This window comes from Nocardia sp. NPDC052112 (assembly GCF_040680135.1).
GTDB lineage: Bacteria > Actinomycetota > Actinomycetes > Mycobacteriales > Mycobacteriaceae > Nocardia.
The window spans coordinates 165,030-183,503 of sequence record NZ_JBFAWD010000002.1; the positions used below are offsets into that span (position 1 = coordinate 165,030).

Consider the following 18,474-nt stretch of genomic DNA (forward strand, 5'->3'; position numbering starts at 1 on the left):
TGCCGAACCGTCGCCCCCGGTGCCCGCACTCCCGCCCGGCCTGCCGCCGATTGCGCACGGCCTGTCAATTCACCACTTTCGTTCAAGACTCGCTCCTCCGGCTCTCGGCACCGGCGTCCCGGCCCGCGCGGTCGTCGGCGATATCTCGCGCGAAACGGCCTCGGTGACACCAGGTTTCGTCGATGCATAGGGGTGCTGTGGTTACGGATTGTTCGAAACGCTTGCTCACGACCGTGCCGCCGGCCCAGCTGCGCCCTCCAGGTGCTCGTTGAGCACCGGACCGATGACGGTGAGTGATTCCGGTGTCGTCATGGCCGAGTGTTTGCAGGGCAGGTCGTGATTGTGAATGGTGCCGGTGACGAACGGTGCCCACGCCGCGGCGCACCGGGTCGGGTCGGTGTGGTTGATCTCGTCATCGGCCGCGGTGAAGAAGAGCAGGTCACCGTCGAAGGTCCGGGGGCGGAAGCCGTGGGCCAGGACGGTGCCATTGGTGTAGCCCGCGTAGAGGCGCTCCAGGTGTTCGACGGTCAGGGCGGCGAACGGTCCGGGACGCGAGCGCAGCAGTTCGGCGGCGTCGCGCAGGCTCATGCGCGGGTCGAGTTCGGCGGCATCGGCGGCACTGCCGAATTCACCGATGATCTCGGCCACCGTGGGGATCGCATGCTCGAGCCATTGGTCGGTGAGCTGGTAGCTGTCCATCATCGACAGCAGCTCGACCTGCGCACCAGCCTCCTGCAGTTGGACCGCCACCTCGTGCGCGATCAGGCCGCCCAACGACCAGCCGAGCAGGTGGTAGGGCCCTTCGGGCTGGATCGACTTGATATGCGCCACATAGTTTTCCGCGGCCTCGCCGATCGAATCGAACCCGTCCCCGCCCGCAACATGCGGTGCCTGCAATCCGTACACCGGCTGGTCCGCGGGCAGATGCGCGAGCAGGCCCGAGTAGCACCAGGACAGTCCGATCGCGGGATGTATGCAGAACAACGGGGCCCGGCTCGCGGCGGTGCGGGTGCGGATCGGCAGTATCGGCTCCAGCGTCGCGGCGATGGCCGCGCCGGTGTTACCGGTTCCGTCCAGCCGGGCCGCGATGGCGGCCGGGGTGGAGTCGCCGAACATCAGCTGCACCGGGAGATCGATCCCGTTGGCACGCAGCTGAGCTACGACCTTGGTGGCCAGCAGTGAGTTGCCGCCGAGTTCGAAGAATCCGTCGTCGACACCCACCGTTTCGACACCGAGCACCGTCGCGAAGGCGGCGCACAGCTGCTCCTCGATCGGAGTGGTCGGCGCCCGATAGCCCTCGCTCGCGCTGAAAACCGGTTCCGGCAGCGCGCTTCGGTCGAGCTTGCCGACCGGGCTGAGCGGAACCTCGTCGATCAGCATGATCGATTGCGGCACCATATAGTTCGGCACCCGTTCGGCGAGATGTCCGGTGAGCTCGGCCGCACTCGGTGCCATTCCACTGCACGGCTTCACATACGACACCAACGCGGTCGCACCGGCGGGGGTCCGATAACCGATGGTCGTCGAGAACTCGACCGCCTCGTGCCGCGCGAGCGCGGCGTCGATCTCGCCCAGTTCGATGCGGAAGCCGCGGATCTTCACCTGATGGTCGGTGCGGCCGAGGTATTCGATTTCGCGGGCCGAATCGCAGCTGTGTCCGAACCAGCGCGCGAGATCGCCGGTGCGATACATCCTTTCACCCGGCTTGCCGTAGGGATTCGCGATGAACCGCTGCGCGGTCAGCCCCGGACGGTTCAGATAGCCCCGTGCCACCGCACTACCCGCCAGATGCAGTTCACCGGTGACCCCGACCGGCGCGGGATGCAGCCGTCCATCGAGGATGGTCGCGTTGACGCCGCGGATCGGCTCGCCGATCGTGATCGGCCCGTCCGGCGTCATGGGCTGGGAGATCACGGTGACGATGGTGGTCTCGGTCGGCCCGTACGCGTTGTGCAGATTGCGTCCCGGCGCCCAGCGCGCAACCAGCTCTGCTGGCAGCGCCTCGCCGCCCACCAGTACATGCGCGAATTCGGTGACGCCGGTCGGATCGACCGTGCCCAGTGCCGAGGTGGTGATGAACGCGTGGGTAATCCCCTCGTCGATGAACACCCGGCCCAGTTCGGCCCCACCGACCACACCCGGTGGCGTGATCACCAGCGTCGCCGCACCCCCCAGGGCGAGCAGCAGGTCGAGCATGGCGGCGTCGAAGCTCGGCGTCGCGAAATGCAGGACCCGGCTACCCGGATGCACCTCGAAGCGCTGGGCGGTCTCCGCGGCGAAGTTCGACAGGCCACCGTGAGTGACCACGACGCCCTTGGGTGTGCCGGTCGAGCCGGAGGTGTAGATGACGTAGGCCGGATTGTCGACCCGCAGCACACTGGTCCGCTCACCCGTCCTGATCGGCGCATCGGACGTATCCAGCACGCGCCCGCGGAAGTCGGCATCGTCGAGCACGATCCATTCCGCATCGCCGCGCCTGAAAAGCGGCCCGAGCTGATCGCGATGCGCGGTCAGCGTGATGCCCAGTGCCGCACCGGAATCGGTGAGCATATGGGAGATCCGCTGCGCCGGATACAGCGGATCGACCGGCACGAATGCCGCACCCGCCTTGGCCACCGCGAGCATGGTGGCCACCGATTCGACCGAACGCGGAATCCCCAGTGCCACCAGTGTTTCCGGGCCGACCCCGCGTTCGATGAGCACCCGTGCCAGCCGGTTGGTCCACCGGTCGAGAGCGTCGTAGGTCACCTGGGTATCGCCCGAACGCAGCGCGATGGCCGTACGGTCGACATTCACCGCGGTCTCGAACACCTCTGGGAAGGTAACCGGCCGATCCGCCTCGGCGCCGCGCACCGGGGCCAGCCCGGACCATTCGGCGGGATCGAGCAACTCCAGATCCCCCACGGCGGTGGTCGGATTCGCGGCTACACCGGCGAGCAGCCGGACCAACCGCTTGCCGAGCCGCTGCGCGGTCTCCTCGTCGAACAGATCGCTGGCGTAATTGACCGACAGGGTGATGCCGCCGGGTTCCCTTGTCTCGGTGTGGGATTCGGTCAGCGTGAACTGCAGATCGAACTTCGCGATACCGGTGTCGATATCCTCCGCCTCGATCCGCAGCCCTGGCAGCTCCAGCACCCGCACCGGGTGGTTCTGCACCGAGAGCATCACCTGGAACATCGGGTGGTGGGCCTGCGAACGGGCCGGGTTCAGCACCTCGACCAGCCGCTCGAACGGCAGGTCCGCATGTGCGAACGCGTCCAGATCGATATCGCGCACGGCGTGCAGCAGGTCGGTGAACCTGGCGTCCGGATCGATCCGGGTGCGCAGCACCAACGTGTTGACGAACATGCCGACCATCCGATCGAGCTCGGGGTGGCCGCCGCGACCGGCGATCGGCGTGCCGACGGTGATGTCGTCGGTCGCGGTCATCCGGTGCAGCAGTACCGCGAGCGCGGCGTGCAGCAACATGAACATGCTGACGTGATTGCCGGTGGCGATCGTGCGCAGTTCCCGATGGGTCAATGCGTCGATCACGCACTCGACATTGCCGCCGCGATAGGTCGGTGCGGGCGGGCGCGGCCGGTCCGCGGGCAGGTTCAGCAGCTCCGGAATCCCGTCCAGGGTGCTGCGCCAGTAGTCGAGCTGGCGGTGCACCACCGAATCGGGATCATCCTCGGCGCCGAGCGTGTCCTGTTGCCAGAGTGTGTAATCCGCGTACTGGATCTCCGATTCCGGCCAGTCCGGCGGCGTCCCGTCGCACGCGGCCGCATAGGCAGCGGCCACATCGGTGGCCAGGGGTGCCAGCGACCAGCCGTCCATCGCGATGTGGTGGACGACGAGCACCAGTACGTTCTCCGTCGACTCCCCTGTTTCCGGGTCGGTGGATCCGTCCGCGTCGACGGCGAAGAGCGCGGCGCGCATCGGCACGGCAGCTGCGAGATCGAATCCCGGTGCCGCGAAACTCTGTACCGCGCCGGGGATTTCGGACCGAGGCAGCGTCGCGCTGAACAGCCCGACGGCGGCATCGGCCGGGTCCAGAATCCGCTGCGTGGGTATCCCATCGACCTCCGGGAACACCGTCCGCAGCGTCTCGTGCCGCTGCTGCACGACATGCAAGGCATGCACCAGCGCATCGACATCCAGTTCGCCGCGCAACCGCAGCACCACCGGGATGTTGTAGGCCCCATCGGCATCACCCGCGCTGTCACCGATCTGGTGGAACCGATTCAGGAACCACAGTCGATACTGGGCCGCCGACAACGGAATCCGCTCCGGCCGCTCGCGGCGCACCAGACCTGTACGAGCGTCGGCAGCGGATCCGGAATCCAGCAGCGCCGCGAGTTCGGCGACCGTCGGCGTGGTGAAGATGGTGCGCACCTCCAGCCGGGTATTGGCCGCCGCGGCCAGTCGGGCCACGAGTTGGGTTGCCAGCAGCGAATTTCCGCCGATATCGAAGAAGCTGTCATCGGCGCTCACGGCCTCGACACCAACCAAATCGCCCATCACCTCGGCGACCAGCCGCTCGGAGTCGGTCGCGGGTGCGCGCTGTGCCGTACGCACGGTCAGCTGCGGTTCCGGCAGTGCGGCGATGTCCAACTTGCCGGTCGGGGTCAGCGGAATCCGGTCCAGCACCGAGATACTCACCGGAACCATATGTGCGGGAAGCCGTTCGGCGACATGGGCACGCACCGCGTCGATATCCGGTGTGGTCTCGTCGGCGGGCAGGATGAACGAGACGATCCGATCCGCGCCCGCGATATGGCGCACCTCGGTGTGTGCGTACCGTACCTGCTCATGCGCGACGAGCGCATTGGTGATCTCGCCGAGTTCGATGCGGAAGCCGCGCACCTTGACCTGATGGTCGCTGCGCCCGAGATACACGATCTCGCCCGTGGCGTGCCAGCGCACCACGTCACCACTGCGGTACATCCGCGCCCCTGGCGGTCCGAAGGGGTCGGCCACGAAGCGCGACGCGGTGAGTTCGAACCGGTCGAGATACCCACGCGTGACACCGAATCCACCGAGGTACAGCTCGCCGGGCACGCCGACCGGCACCGGGCGCAGCCGCTCGTCGAGCACCAGCGCCCGCGCACCGCGCACCGGGGTACCGATGGTGATCGGTTCGCCGATCGCCATCGGCTCGGAAATCGTGATGACGACAGTGGTTTCGGTCGGCCCGTATCCGTTGTGCATCTGCCGTCCCGGCGCCCAGCGGGAAACCAACTCGGGACCGTAAGCCTCGCCACCCACCATCAGCGCACGCAGGTCCGGCAATGACCACCGTTCCCGATCAATGGTGGCCAGCGCCGCCGGGGTGATGAACGTGTGGGTGACACGTTCGCGCTCCATCAGGGCGGCCAGTTCGTCGCCGCCGTAGACGTCGGTCGGGACGATAACCATGGTCGCACCGGATCCGATCGCGAGCAGCAGATCGAAAATGGCCGCGTCGAAGCTGGGGGAAGAGAAGTGCAGCGTACGCGAATCCTTGTCGATCCGCATGCGCTCGCGGACCTCGTCACCGAAGTTCGACAGGCCGCTGTGCGTGACGGCCACACCCTTGGGTTTGCCGGTCGAGCCCGACGTGTAGATCACGTAGGCCAGATCGGCGATTTCGACGGGACGCAGGCGTTCGTAGTCGTCGACCAGGCAGTCCTCGAATTCATCCAGTTCCTCGAGGAACTCGGGAGCATCCAGCAGCAGCCAGTCGGTACCCGCGGTCGCCGGCAGCCGGTCGGCATGCTCGGCCAGCGTGACACCCACCCGGCAACCGGAGTCGATCAGCATATGCCGCACCCGGTCGGCCGGATAGTTCGGATCCACCGGCACGAATGCGGCACCGGACTTGGCGACCGCCAGCATCGTGATGACCGAGTCGACCGAGCGGGTCAGACCGAGTGCCACCCGGTCCCCCGGACCGAGCCCGCGCTCGATCAGCGCCCGCGCCAATCGATTCGAGCGTACATCGACCTCGGTATAGGTCAGCGCGATGCCGTTCGCGCGAATTGCCGTGCGCTGCGGATGCATATGCGCGGTGGCGGTGAAGTACGCGCCCAGCGTGCACTGCGGCGTAGTCGGACCGCCGGTGGCCGGGGTGAGCTGTCGGCGCTCGAAGTCGGTACGCACGTCGATATCTCGGACCAGGACCTGCGGCGTCGCGGTGATGGCCGCCAATACCGCCAGGAAGCGATCGGCCAACGTCCTGACGGTCGCTGCATCGAAAAGCTCTGCGGCGTATACGAATTCGAAAGAGCGCTGCGGCGCGTCCGGTCCGGCGGCACCGGCCGCGACGCGCAACTCCAGCTCGAATTTGGCCAGTGCGATATCCAATTCCTCGGCATGCAGCGCGAGGTCGGGCAGTTCGAGCGACGGCACCGGACCGTCCTGCACGGTCAGCGCCACCTGGAACAGCGGATGGCGACTGCCGCCGCGCGCATCGCGCCCCATTTCCTTGACGATGCGTTCGAACGGAATATCTCCATGCGCCATCGCGGACAGCTCGTTGTCCCGATCCGCGCGCAGCAGCGTCGCGAACGAGATATCCGGGTCTACATCCGAGCGCAGCACCAGCGTGTTGACGAACATGCCGACCAACTCGTCGAGCTGCATATCGGTGCGCCCCGCGATCGGTGTGCCGATCGCGATATCCCGACCGCCGGTAATGAACCGCAGCATGACCGCCAGGGCCGAGCGCAGCACCATGAACATGCTGACACCCTGTGCGCGCGCGAGTTCGGCCAGTGCCTGCTGCATCGGCACCGGCACGGTGAAACGCACCGAACCCGCCTCCTGCGTCGGCGCGGCCGGCCGCAGCCGGTCGTAGGGCAGTGGCAGTTCATCGGGCAGATCGGCCAGTGCGGTTCGCCAGTAGGCGAGTTGTTCGCCCGCGAGGCTGTCCGGCTCGGCCTCGTCACCGAGGTAGGTGCGCTGCCACAGCCCGAAATCGGCGTACTGCACCGGAAGTGGCGTCCAATCGGGTGCGGCACCCGCGCGCCGTGCCATGTATGCGGCGGCCAGATCCCGGGTCAGCGGGCCGAGCGACCAGCCGTCGGCGGCGATGTGATGTACCACGATGCCGAGCAGATGTCGCCGCGAGTCGGTGCGCAGCAAGGTGATCCGCAGCGGGATTTCCTTGGTGAGATCGAATCCGGTGCGGGCCATGGCCCGCAGTGCCCGCTCGGCGGCACCTTCGTCGGTCGCGACCGGTTCGACCGCCGGCATGACCTTGGCAGTCGGCAGCACCGACTGCTGGGCACCGAGATTGTCCTGCGGGAACACAGTGCGCAGCACCTCGTGCCGCTCGACCACATCGGTCAGCGCCGCGCGCAGTGCCGCCGCATCCAGATCGCCGTCGATCCGAATGACGAATGCGATGTTATAGGCGCTCGATTCGGGTGAGAATCGATTGAGGAACCACAGTCGCTGCTGGGGCAGCGACAATGGAATGCGTCCCGGACGTGGGGAGTGCACAGCCAGCGCCAACCGTTGCGTCCGGGGCGCTTCCGTTATCCGTTCCGCGATACCCGCCACCGTCGGCACTTCGAAGAGCAGCCGCACCGGCAGGTCGACGCCGAATTCCGCATGCAGTGCGGCGGCGAGGCGGGTGGCCAGCAGCGAGTTGCCACCGATCTCGAAGAAGCTGTCCTCCGCGCCGGCCATCGGACGGCCGAGGATTTCGCCGAACGCGGCGGCGACGCGCTGCTCGAGCAGCGTACTCGGCGCGCGCGAGGTACCCGCCGCCGCGAACACCGGCGCGGGCAGCGCATTTCGGTCCAGCTTGCCGGCCTGGGTGACGGGCATCTCGTCGAGTACCGCAATCGAGGCGGGCACCATATATCCGGGCAGCCGCTGACGCGCGGTCTCGGTGATGTCGGCGGCGTCGACCGGTTGGTTCGCGGTCACATAGGCGACCAGCCGAGACTGGCCGTGTTCATCGGTGTGGACAACGGTGAGCGTGGCGCTCACACCCGGATGGGCGCGCAGCACATGGTCGATTTCACGCAGTTCGATGCGGAAGCCGCGGATCTTGATCTGGTCGTCGGCACGACCGAGGAAGCGCAGGTGTCCGGTCGGATCGGAGACGACGAGATCACCTGTGCGGTACATGCGTTCACCGCGCCTACCATGCGGATTGGCCGGGAAGCGCTGTGCGGTAAGGCCGTATCGGCCCAGGTAGCCCCGGGCCAGTCCCGGGCCGGACAGATACAGCTCGCCCGGGGTGCCCGGTGGCACCGGATGCAGTCGACCGTCCAGCACGAACAGTCGCATACCGCGCACCGGCATCCCGAGTGGCACCGGGCGCCGCGCCTGCATCGGTCCGCTGGCGGTGGCGGCGACGGTCGCCTCGGAAGGTCCGTACATATTGTGGATGCGGTGCCCGGCCGACCAGCGTTCGACCAGTTCCTCCGAGCACGCCTCACCGCCGACGATGACGGCCTCGAGCTCGTCGAGTCCCTCCTCCGGCACGGTGGCCAGGGCGGCCGGGGTGATGAAGGCATGGGTGACTCGCTCCGTGCGCAGCAGGTCGGCGAGTTCCGTACCGCCGTACATGCCAGCGGGTGCGACCACGATGGTGGCTCCCGCCGCGAACCCGAGCAGCATCTCCAGCACCGACGCGTCGAAGCTGGGCGAGGAGAAGTGCAGCGTGCGCGCCGAATCCGTGACACCGAACAGATACATCTGCTCTTGTGCGAGCGATGCGATACCGGCGTGGGTGACGATCACGGCTTTGGGTTTTCCGGTGGAACCCGAGGTGTAGATCAGGTAGGCCGGATGTCCGATGCGCAGCGGGTAGTGGCGATCCGCATCGGTGACGGGATCGGTTGAGTAGCGGCCGGATTCGGCGGCCAGTTCATCCGAGCCGAGCACTAGCCAATCGACATAGTGCTTGCGGTGCTTACCGCCTGCGGCAGGCCAGGCAGGCATGGTGGCCAGGGATTCCGGGACGGTCAGCCCGAGCATGGCACCGGAATCGGCGATCATATGTCCGATCCGCTCGGCCGGGTAGCTCGGATCGATCGGCACATACGCCGCACCGGTTTTCGCCACGGCCCAGATGGCCGCGATGGAATCGAGGCTGCGCGGCAAGGCGATCGCCACCACCACCTCGGGTCCGGCACCGTGCTCGATCAGCGTGCGCGCCAAGCGGTTGGACATCTCGTCGAGTTCGCGGTAGCTGGTGTCGACGCCCGCGTAGCGCACGGCGGTCGCATCCGGCAGCCGCTCCGCGATGTCGGTGAACAACTGCGCCAGGGTGATCGAGGGCTCGCCGGGAGCACCGGCAATCGGTACGAGCTTCGCGGTCTCGCGCGTGTCCAGGATCTGCAGATCACCGACCGGGCGATTCGGCTCGGCGACGACGGCATCGAGCACGTCGACGAAGCGGCGCGCGAACGATTCGACCGTACGCTTGTCGAAAACATCGATGGCATAGCCGAATTCGGCATGCATCGGACCGTCGGCGAGACCGTCGTGCAACTCCAGCTGGAGATCGAATTTGGCGATATCCGTCGCGATCGGCAGCACCTGCGCCTGTACACCGGGCAGCTCGACGCTCAGATCCGGCGCGCGGTCATAGGACAGCATCACCTGGAACAGTGGGTGCCGCGCGGCGGAGCGCTCCGGGTTGACGAGTTCGACCAGCCGCTCGAACGGCACATCCGCATTGGCGAAGGCATTGAGGTCGGTTTCGCGGACCACATCGAGCATCTGGTCGAATCCGGCGGCCGGGTCGACTTCGGTCCGCAATACGAGTGTGTTGACGAACATGCCGACGAGGTCGTCGAGTGCCGGATCCGAACGGCCCGCGATCGGCGTGCCGATGGCGATATCGGTGCTCGTGCACACCCGCGCGAGCAGGGTTGCCAGTGCGGCATGCAGCACCATGAACATGCTGACACCCCGGCTGGCTGCGAGTTCGCCTGCCGCGCGCCGGATCTCGGGTGCGATGGTGAATTCGACCCGGCCGCCATCGGTCGAGCGACGCAGCGGGCGCGGGCGATCGAGCGGCAGGTCGAGCTGGTCCGGCAGACCGGTCAGGGCCGAGCGCCAATAGGCGAGCTGGCGGCTCAGCGCACTCGCCGGATCGGCTTCCTCGCCGAGCAGCTCGCGCTGCCACAGGGCGAAATCGGCGTACTGCACCGGCAGCGGATTCCACTGTGGCGCCGCGCCCTTCGCACGCGCGGCTACCGCGGACATCAGATCCCTGGCCAGCGGAGCGATCGACCAGCCGTCACCACAGATGTGGTGCAGCACGATGAGGAATACGTGCCGATCCGGCTCGGCGGTCCACAGCGCCACCCGGATCGGCGCCTGGCTGCGCAGATCGAAGCCGTATCCGGCGAATTCCTCGGCGAGTGCGCGCACATCGGCGCCGGTCGCGTCGATCGGATCCAGGGTGAGCGGGATATCGGTGGCCGGATGCACCAGCTGGTACGGCCCCTCGGGCGCATCCGGGAAGGTGGTGCGCAGGGATTCGTGCCGTTCGATCACATCGACGAGTCCGGCACGCAGCGCCACGAGATCGATGGGGCCGTCGATCTCGACGGCCAGCGGCATGTTGTAGGCCGCGGCGTGTTCGGCGAACCGGTTGAGGATCCACAGCCGCTGCTGCGCCAGCGACAGCGGAATCCGCTGCGGCCGTGCCGCCGGTACCAGCTTCGGGGAGGACGCGTCCGGGTTGTGGGTGCCGAAGCGCTCGATCAATGCGGCGATGGACGAGGCCTCGAACAGGTCGCGGATGGTCAGTCCGGTGCCGAGGGCGGCATTGATCCGCGCGACCGCGCGGGCGGCGATCAGCGAATTGCCACCGAGATCGAAAAAGCCGTCCTCGATACCGATTCCGTCGAGGCCGAGAACTTCGGCGAAGATACCGGCGAGCACCCGCTCCACCTCGGTGCGGGGTTCGGCACTGAGCTGGCCGGACGGGCGGGGGGTAATGGGTTCGGGCAGCGCCGTGCGGTCGATCTTCCCGTTCGGGCTCAACGGCAGCTCGTCGAGCACCATCAGCACCGACGGCACCAGGTAGCCGGGCAGTGTGCGACGCAGCGCATTCAGCAGCGCGGTTCGGTCCAGGTCGTCCGAAAAGGCAGGAGCGGCAACAACATAGGCGACGAGTTCGTCGCCGGTGCGACCGTGGTGTGCGACGCAGACCGCGCGGGCGACCCGTTCGTCGGCCAGCAGTGCCGCCTCGATCTCACCGAGTTCGATGCGCAGACCGCGGATCTTGACCTGGAAGTCGCTGCGGCCCAGGTACTCGAGGATACCCCGCCCCGAATCCGCCTGGTGGCTCCCGCGAGCCGGATCGCCCTGCCAGCGTGCCAGATCGCCCGTGCGGTACATCCGGGTGCCCGGGGTGAACGGGTTGGCCACGAAACGATCAGCGGTCAAAGGGGATTGGCCGAGGTAGCCGCGTGCCAGTTGGACGCCCGCCAGGTATAACTCGCCGACGACTCCCGGCGGCACCGGTCGCAGGCGCGTGTCCAGGACGTAGGTCTGGGTGTTCCACACCGGCGAGCCGATCGGCACCGTCTCCGGATCGGCCGGGCACGGCCAGTACGTGACATCGACGGCGACCTCGGTCGGCCCGTACAGGTTGTGCAGTTCCGGCCCGCGCAGGGCGGCGTGGAAGTCGCGAACGGTGGCCGCGGGCAATGCTTCACCGCTGCAGAACACCCGGCGCAGCGTGGTGCAGCCGCGCACGTCGGTATCGGTGACGAACACCGAAAGCATGGAGGGCACGAAATGCGCTACGGTAATGGACTTTTCGGCGATTGTTCGCGCCAGGTAGGCGGGATCACGATGGCCGTCGGGCGTCGCGACGACCAATCGCGCGCCGAGCTGCAGGGGCCAGAAGAACTCCCAGACCGAGACGTCGAAGGTGGCCGGGGTCTTCTGCAGTACGGCATCGGTGGCGTCGAGGGGATACTCGTGCTGCATCCAGCGCAGCCGGTTGACGATCGCGGCATGGGTTACGCCGACACCCTTGGGTTTTCCGGTCGAACCCGAGGTGAAGATCACGTACGCGAGATGATCGGCACGCAGCGGGCCGAGACGGTCGGTGTCGGTGATCGGATGAGCGTCGAAATCCGCGAGGTCGACGGTATCGATCGCCACCGTATCCGCGCCCTCCGCCAGCGCGAGTTCGTCTCGAGCCATGGTCAATACGCAGACCGGAGCGGCTTGTTCGAGGATCTGTTCGATCCGCTCGACCGGGTGATCGGTATCCAGCGGCAGATACGCCGCGCCCGCCTTGATGATCGCGTACATGCCGACGATCAGTTCGATGCTGCGCCGCAGGTACAGGCCGACCACCGTCTCCGGGCCCGCGCCGCGCGCGACGAGCAGTCGGGCCAACCGATTGGCACGCTCATCGAGTTCGCGGTAAGTCATTGTCTCGTCACCGAATTCGAGCGCTACCGCATCCGGGCAGATCATCGCGCGATCGGCGAACAGACCGGGCAGCGTCCCCTGCTGCGGCGCGGTCTCGGTGGCGTTCCAGGTGTGCACCACACGCTCGTGCTCGGCATCGGTGATGGCGATGAGGCCATCAGCGCGCGCATCGGGTTCGGCGGCGAGGAATCGGGTCAGAAAGTCCAGGAACCGGCTGTGGTGCGCGGCGACCTCGGACTCCGCGTAGAGCCGCGGATTGGCCTCGAAGTCGATATGGATGCGACCGCCCTCGCCGTTGTACAGATTGATGGACAGGTCCTCGACCGGACCGGTTGCCAGCACATGCAGCGAGCCGAGCAGACTGCCGAATTTCAGCTCGTCGTGGAACAGCATGATGTTGACCATCGGGCCGAAGAACCCGCGCGCATCACGGGAGTAGCCGCAATCGCGGCGGATATCGTCGTGCCGGTAGCGCTGGTGGCGCAGCGCGCCGGTGATCTGCAATTCGGCGGCGCGCACTGCATCGCGAACAGTGGTGTCGGGATCGAACCGCACCCGGATCGGCACCACATTCGAGACCACGCCGGCGGAGCGGCGCAGCGCGACCGTGGTCCGCGCCGAGACCGGCAGGCTCAGCACCACGTCGGGATTGCCGGTCACCGACCGGACATAGGCGGCCAGTGCGGCGACGAACATGGTCGAGCTGTGCGTCTCGAGCTCGGCGGTGGCCGCGGTCATGGCGGCCTCCGCGCGTCCGTCGAGGACCGCGCAAGCACGCCGCCGCCCCGCGTCGGGGGCGGCGGTGAGGCCGTGCACGCCGGACAGAGTCATCGGTCCACCGGCGCCCGCCAATTGGTCGAGCCAATAATCGCGGTCGTTGCGGAACCGGCTGGAGTCGCGATATGTGGATTCGTCGGCATAGATGTCGGCCAGCGGTGTGGCTCGGGATACCGCGGGCTCGGTGCGGTTCTCTACCGCCGTATAGATCTCGGCGGTGCGGGTCAGTGCGTTCATCGCCCCGTAGCCGTCGATCACGATGTGATGGCCGCGGGCATACCAGATGTAGTCGGATTCACCGGTCCGCAGCACAATGTTCGTGGTCAGCGGATCGCGTTCGAAATCGATCGGCGAGCTGGCGTGCTCGTTCATCCAGCGCAGCGCGGCAGCGTGCGGATCAGGCTCGCCGCGCAGATCGATCCGGGCCCAGCCAGGGCGGCGCGCGTGGTCGATCACCTGATGCGGGACACCGTCGATTTCGACCAGACGTACATGTCCGACCTGCGTTTCGACACCGAAGCGTTCGATCGAGTACAGCAGGCGTCCGACGTCCAGGTCTCCGTGGATCTCGACATACTGCGCAATGGTCAGCGGGACATCCGGGCGGATACGTTGGGCGTACCAGAGGGCTGTTTGCGCCGGCGACAGAGCGAATGGTTGTGAGAATTCACCGGAAGAGCATTGGTCGACGCGATCCGTGGCCAATGACTTCATCAATCACTCCTTCTGCCGCTGTTGATGCACAACTCCCCGAGCACCGCCACCGCAGGCGCGCACGCGCCAGCCGTAGGACGTGATCCACGCCCATAGATTCGGAGCATCGAATGCAGCGGATGGCCAGCGTTGCGGATTTGTTTCACTTCGAACGACGTTGGCAGCAAGGCATTTTCATAAGCTATCTTCCCGCAAACTTGCCCGATTCACCAGGTTACCAGCAGAAATGCCGAAAAGTGCACAAAATACGCCAGCTTCGACTACAAACTGGCGAACTGTGCGCTAACGCCCAGGGCGGACCAAGAGACGGTTTTGCAGCCCCGAAACATACCAACTGTTTGGTTAGGGGAAGCCCAATACGACGCGCTCAGCCGATCTCGCGAGCTCAGCCGACCGGCTGATCCATGGCGGCTTGGTCGTTCACATACTTGCCGCGAGCTTTTCGCCGCCGGATAACCGCGACCACGACGGCGGCAGCGGACAGGATAACCGAGAGAAGTTCCTGTTGCGGACCGAATCGGGTCGCGAGTGTCGTGCTGCTCCGCAATGGTAGTTCGGCGATCAGGGCGGCGGGTACGAACTTCGGTGTCTGCTGCTGGACGGTGCCGTCCGCGGTAATGATGGCGCTGACACCGGAAGTCGCGGCCACCACGAGGGCGCGGCCGTGTTCGACGGCGCGGACCCGGGACATGGCCAGCTGCTGATAGGTCATCTCGCTGTCGCCGAAGGTGGCGTTATTGGTGGGTACGGTCAGCAATTGCGCGCCCGCGTGCATCGAATCGCGGAAGGCACGGTCGAAGGCGACCTCGTAGCAGGTCGCGACGCCGATATCGATACCGTCGCCGTAGCTACCGCTTGCAGGTCGCTCGAAAGGGTCGGCGTGCACGGTGCCGTCGCCGTTGCCGGGAACGAAGTATCCGGCCCGGTCGGCGTATTCGGAGAACAGGCGAAAGAAGCCGCGCATGGGCAGGTATTCGCCGAACGGCTGGATGATCTTCTTATCGTGCCGCTCACCGGGACCGGCCGCACCGTTCCAGACGATAACCGAGTTCGTTGTCGTGCGATCGCCGTTCACCAGTACCGCGCCGACAAGGATCGGCGCACCGACCTGCTCGGACGCCTCGGTGATCTCCGCCGCCGCATCGGCATTGCGCAGCGGGTCGATATCGGATGAGTTCTCCGGCCAGATCACCACGTCCGGCTTGGGTGCCTTGCCCTCCGCGACCGCCCGAGCCAGTTCCTCGGTGCGCCGAACATGGTTGTCCAGTACGGCGCGTCGCTGGGCATTGAAGTCCAGCCCGAGCCGCGGCACGCTGCCCTGGACAGCGGCAACCGTGATTGTCCGGTCACCCTCCGCCGGGCCGGGCAGCGCGGTCCGCAGGATCGCTCCGGTGACCGGGATGACCACCAGGGTCGCCGCCGCGGCGACAATTCCGAGGCGGGTCGCGGTATCCGCACGGCCCGGCGCCACAGCCGACGGACCATCCGTCGGCGCCACCGTTATGCGCGTCCACACATACACCAGCAGTGCCGCGGCGGCGGTTCCGGTGAGTGCCACCGCGAATCCGATGAGCGGTGCGCCCCCGACCACGGCCAGCGAGAGGTACCACCCGTCGGCCTGCCCGAATGCCAAGCGACCCCACGGAAATCCGCCGAACGGAAAGCTCGATCGCAGCCACTCGGTGGCCGTCCATGTCGACGCCACCCACACCGGCCACCCCGGCAGCGAAAACAACAACCGCGCCGACAGCCCGAAGAGTCCTATATATAAGGAACACACTGTCGACAACGCAAGCCACGGCACCGGCCCCACGTAGATCCCGGTCCACGGCAGCAGCGGCACGAAGAATCCGAGCCCGGCAAGGAATCCGTACCCGAATCCCCCACGCAACCGCGCGGCACCGCGCACGGTCAGGGTCAGCACCACGATCCCGACGGGCGCAAGGAACCAGAAGGGGCGCGGCGGGAAGCTCCCGAAGATGAGCAGACCGGAAGCCACCGCCGCCACCGACCGACTCAGTACCGGATACCGCCCGAACGCGACCGTCGCGCGACCCACACCGGGTATTTCACGCCTCATGGATGGTGACTCCGCGGTGGACGGTGCGCAGACAGGTGGGCAGGGATGCGTCGGGGTCGAGTGGAGGTAGGCCGGGGACTCGCGAGCGCGGATCGGTGGACCAGCGCTGAACGGTGTCGGCGGCCGCGGCGACGACGAGGTCGGCGGCGTCCCAGATCGCGTAGGAGGCGGGGGCTCCCGGGACCAGAGTGCCCGCGACACCGTCACGGATGCCGCCCGCGCGCCAGGCACCGCGGGTGGCGGCGGCGAAGGCGGCACGAGGTGAGAGGCCGTGGCCGGGAGTGCGGTGGTTGACCGCGGCGCGAACCGCCGACCAGGGGTCGAGTGCGGTAACCGGTGCGTCCGAGCCGATGGCGAGGGCGATGCCCGCGGCGGCCATCGGCGCGAATGGGTTGAGGGTGGCGGCGCGTTCGGCGCCGAGGCGAGTGGCGTACATACCGTCCGGGCCGCCCCATGTTGCGTCGAAACCCGGTTGGACACTGGCGATCACCCCCCACGCGGCCAGTTTGGCGATCTGATCGGCATCGATCATCTCCGCATGCTCGACGCGGTGCCCACGCGACGCGACGGCCGGGCCGCCGAGTTCGGCGACCACCTGTTCGAATCCGGCGACGACCGCATCCATCGCGGCATCACCGATGACGTGGAATCCGGCTTGAATGCCCGCCTCGGTGCAGGCGCGCACATGTGCGGCGATCGTGTCGACGTCGAGGTAGCCGAGACCGGTTCCGGCGTCATCGGCGTACGGTGCCCGCAGTCGGGCACTGTGCGAGCCGAGCGAACCGTCCACGAACAGATCGCCGCCGAGCGCGTGCACCCCGAGTTCGGCGACCAGTGCCCGCGCCTCGTCGGCCGTGCGCACCGCCTCACCCCAATAGGTGCGCACCTGCACACCGTGTTCGAACTCGAGCAACTCGCGAATATCGGCGCGCCCAGCGATATCCGGTCCCCCGCATTCGTGCACGGCCACGACACCGTGCGCGGCCGCCGCGTCCAGCGCCGCCTTGCGCACCCGATCCCGTTGTGCGCGATCCAATCCCGACAGGACCGCGGTCCGTACCAGATGATGCGCGTCGGCGCGCAGGGATGCACCTCGGGTGTAGCCCGCCGCGGTGGTGACCACCGCAGTCAGCAGTTCCGAAGACACCACCGCCGAATGCGCATCCACCCGTGACAGGTACACCTGGCGCCCCGGCTGCACCGCCGCGTCGATCTCCTCGACTGTCGGCGGCCGACCTTCCGGCCATTCGGTCTCGTCCCAGCCGTCGCCGAGAATCGCGCCGTCGGGATGCGACGCCGCGAACGCGCGCAACAGTTCCAAACAGTGCTGGAGTGAGCGCGCCGACGACAGATCGAGTCCGGTCAGCTTCAAGCCCAACGCCGTCAGGTGCACATGCGGGTCGACGAACGCCGGTGCCACGAAAGCGCCGTCCAGGTCGATGATCTCCGCATCCGGATGCAGCGCGCGTCCCGGCTGTTCGGCCCCCAGCCACACCACGGTGCCGTCGGTCACGGCCATTGCCGTCGCATCGGGTGAACTCGAACTGTAGAAACGACCGCCGATCAGCAACTGGGTACTCACGAGACACCAGTCTGCCGTATGGGTGTTTCAGTCCGTAGCGTCGGACAGCCTCCGCTCGGTAGCGACTGCTTGCAAGTCGCTACGGAATGGTCGGCGGCGAAACATCCGCGGGTTGTGCGAGCACCGCCATGACCTCCGGATATTTCGGCGGCGCGGCGCCGGGTGCGGCCCGCATACCAGCCTCCGCCGCGATCAGCTCCAGCCGCAATGCCGCGGCCGTGAATCCGGAAATCGACTGCCCCACAGCCGCCGCGGCTTGCCGAACCGCCGCTGCCAGCTCCTCACTCACCGTGACGGTGAGCTCTTCGGTCGCCATCCGGCCACCCTAGTCCTTCGAGCCGTCTCAGGAAATGGGCAACGAGGGTGATTGTCGGCACGGTTTATGGAGCTGTCCGGCGTGAGCCCGACCGAACCGGACCTTTCGAGCGAGCTGCGAGCAATCGCTACGGGAGTGCCGGGCGAGTCGAGGGGCGCGGGTCGTCGTACCACTCGGTGACAACCACGCCGTCGACCACATCGTCACCGTCGATGATCACGCCGCGGTATGGCATCGCCGCGGCCAAGCGGCTGAACCGGCGCGCTGCAAACGCAGCGACCAGCGGACGGACCAGGACGCGGGTCGGCGGCAGCAGCAGGAGCAGCCCGAAGAAGGAGGTGACCAGGCCCGGGATGAACATCAGGAACCCGCCCGCGGCGACGAGAGCGCCGTCCGCGACCGCGGTGCCCGGATTGATCTCCCCCCGCCCGGCGCGCCGAAACTGTTCGAAGACGCGGCGGCCTTGGGAACCGATGAGCAGCATGCCCGCGGCGGATCCGGCGATGAGCAGCAGGATGGTCGGCATCACCCCGATGAGGTGGCCGACGCCGATCAGCGCGGCGATCTCGACGATGACGTAGAGCACGAACAGTACGGCGGGCATGGCGATCCTTTCGG

At 67.2% G+C, this 18,474-nt stretch carries 5 protein-coding genes; all 5 read right to left on the reverse strand.

All coding sequences use genetic code 11. The features are described from left to right. Nucleotides 1-225: 225 nt before the first annotated feature. Nucleotides 226-13,878: an amino acid adenylation domain-containing protein gene (locus AB0L58_RS04120; RefSeq protein ID WP_364380731.1), complete on the reverse strand. Its 13,653-nt coding sequence runs from the start codon at nucleotides 13,876-13,878 to the stop codon at nucleotides 226-228. Between the two features lie 385 nt (nucleotides 13,879-14,263). After that, nucleotides 14,264-15,958, reverse strand: coding sequence for an apolipoprotein N-acyltransferase (gene lnt / locus AB0L58_RS04125; RefSeq protein WP_364380734.1), 1,695 nt, complete (start codon nucleotides 15,956-15,958; stop codon nucleotides 14,264-14,266). Further along, complete coding sequence (locus AB0L58_RS04130) at nucleotides 15,948-17,540, reverse strand: amidohydrolase family protein (protein ID WP_364380737.1); 1,593 nt, start codon at nucleotides 17,538-17,540, stop codon at nucleotides 15,948-15,950. The genes lnt and AB0L58_RS04130 overlap by 11 nt, the downstream gene beginning before the upstream one ends. Before the next feature lie 79 nt (nucleotides 17,541-17,619). Continuing rightward, the gene (locus AB0L58_RS04135; protein WP_364380740.1) at nucleotides 17,620-17,856 is read right to left on the reverse strand and encodes a hypothetical protein; all 237 of its coding nucleotides are present in this window, start codon (nucleotides 17,854-17,856) and stop codon (nucleotides 17,620-17,622) included. A gap of 127 nt (nucleotides 17,857-17,983) precedes the next feature. Next, nucleotides 17,984-18,460 carry an FxsA family protein gene (locus AB0L58_RS04140; RefSeq protein WP_364380743.1) on the reverse strand — a complete coding sequence of 159 codons (477 nt, stop codon included), beginning with the start codon at nucleotides 18,458-18,460 and terminating at the stop codon, nucleotides 17,984-17,986. Between the last annotated feature and the right edge of the window lie 14 nt (nucleotides 18,461-18,474).

Coding starts and splice junctions, on each gene's coding strand:
- AB0L58_RS04120 (WP_364380731.1), bottom strand. CDS start 13,878: ATGAAGTCATTGGCCACGGATCGCGTCGACCAATGCTCTTCCGGTGAA.
- lnt (WP_364380734.1), bottom strand. CDS start 15,958: ATGAGGCGTGAAATACCCGGTGTGGGTCGCGCGACGGTCGCGTTCGGG.
- AB0L58_RS04135 (WP_364380740.1), bottom strand. CDS start 17,856: ATGGCGACCGAAGAGCTCACCGTCACGGTGAGTGAGGAGCTGGCAGCG.
- AB0L58_RS04140 (WP_364380743.1), bottom strand. CDS start 18,460: ATGCCCGCCGTACTGTTCGTGCTCTACGTCATCGTCGAGATCGCCGCG.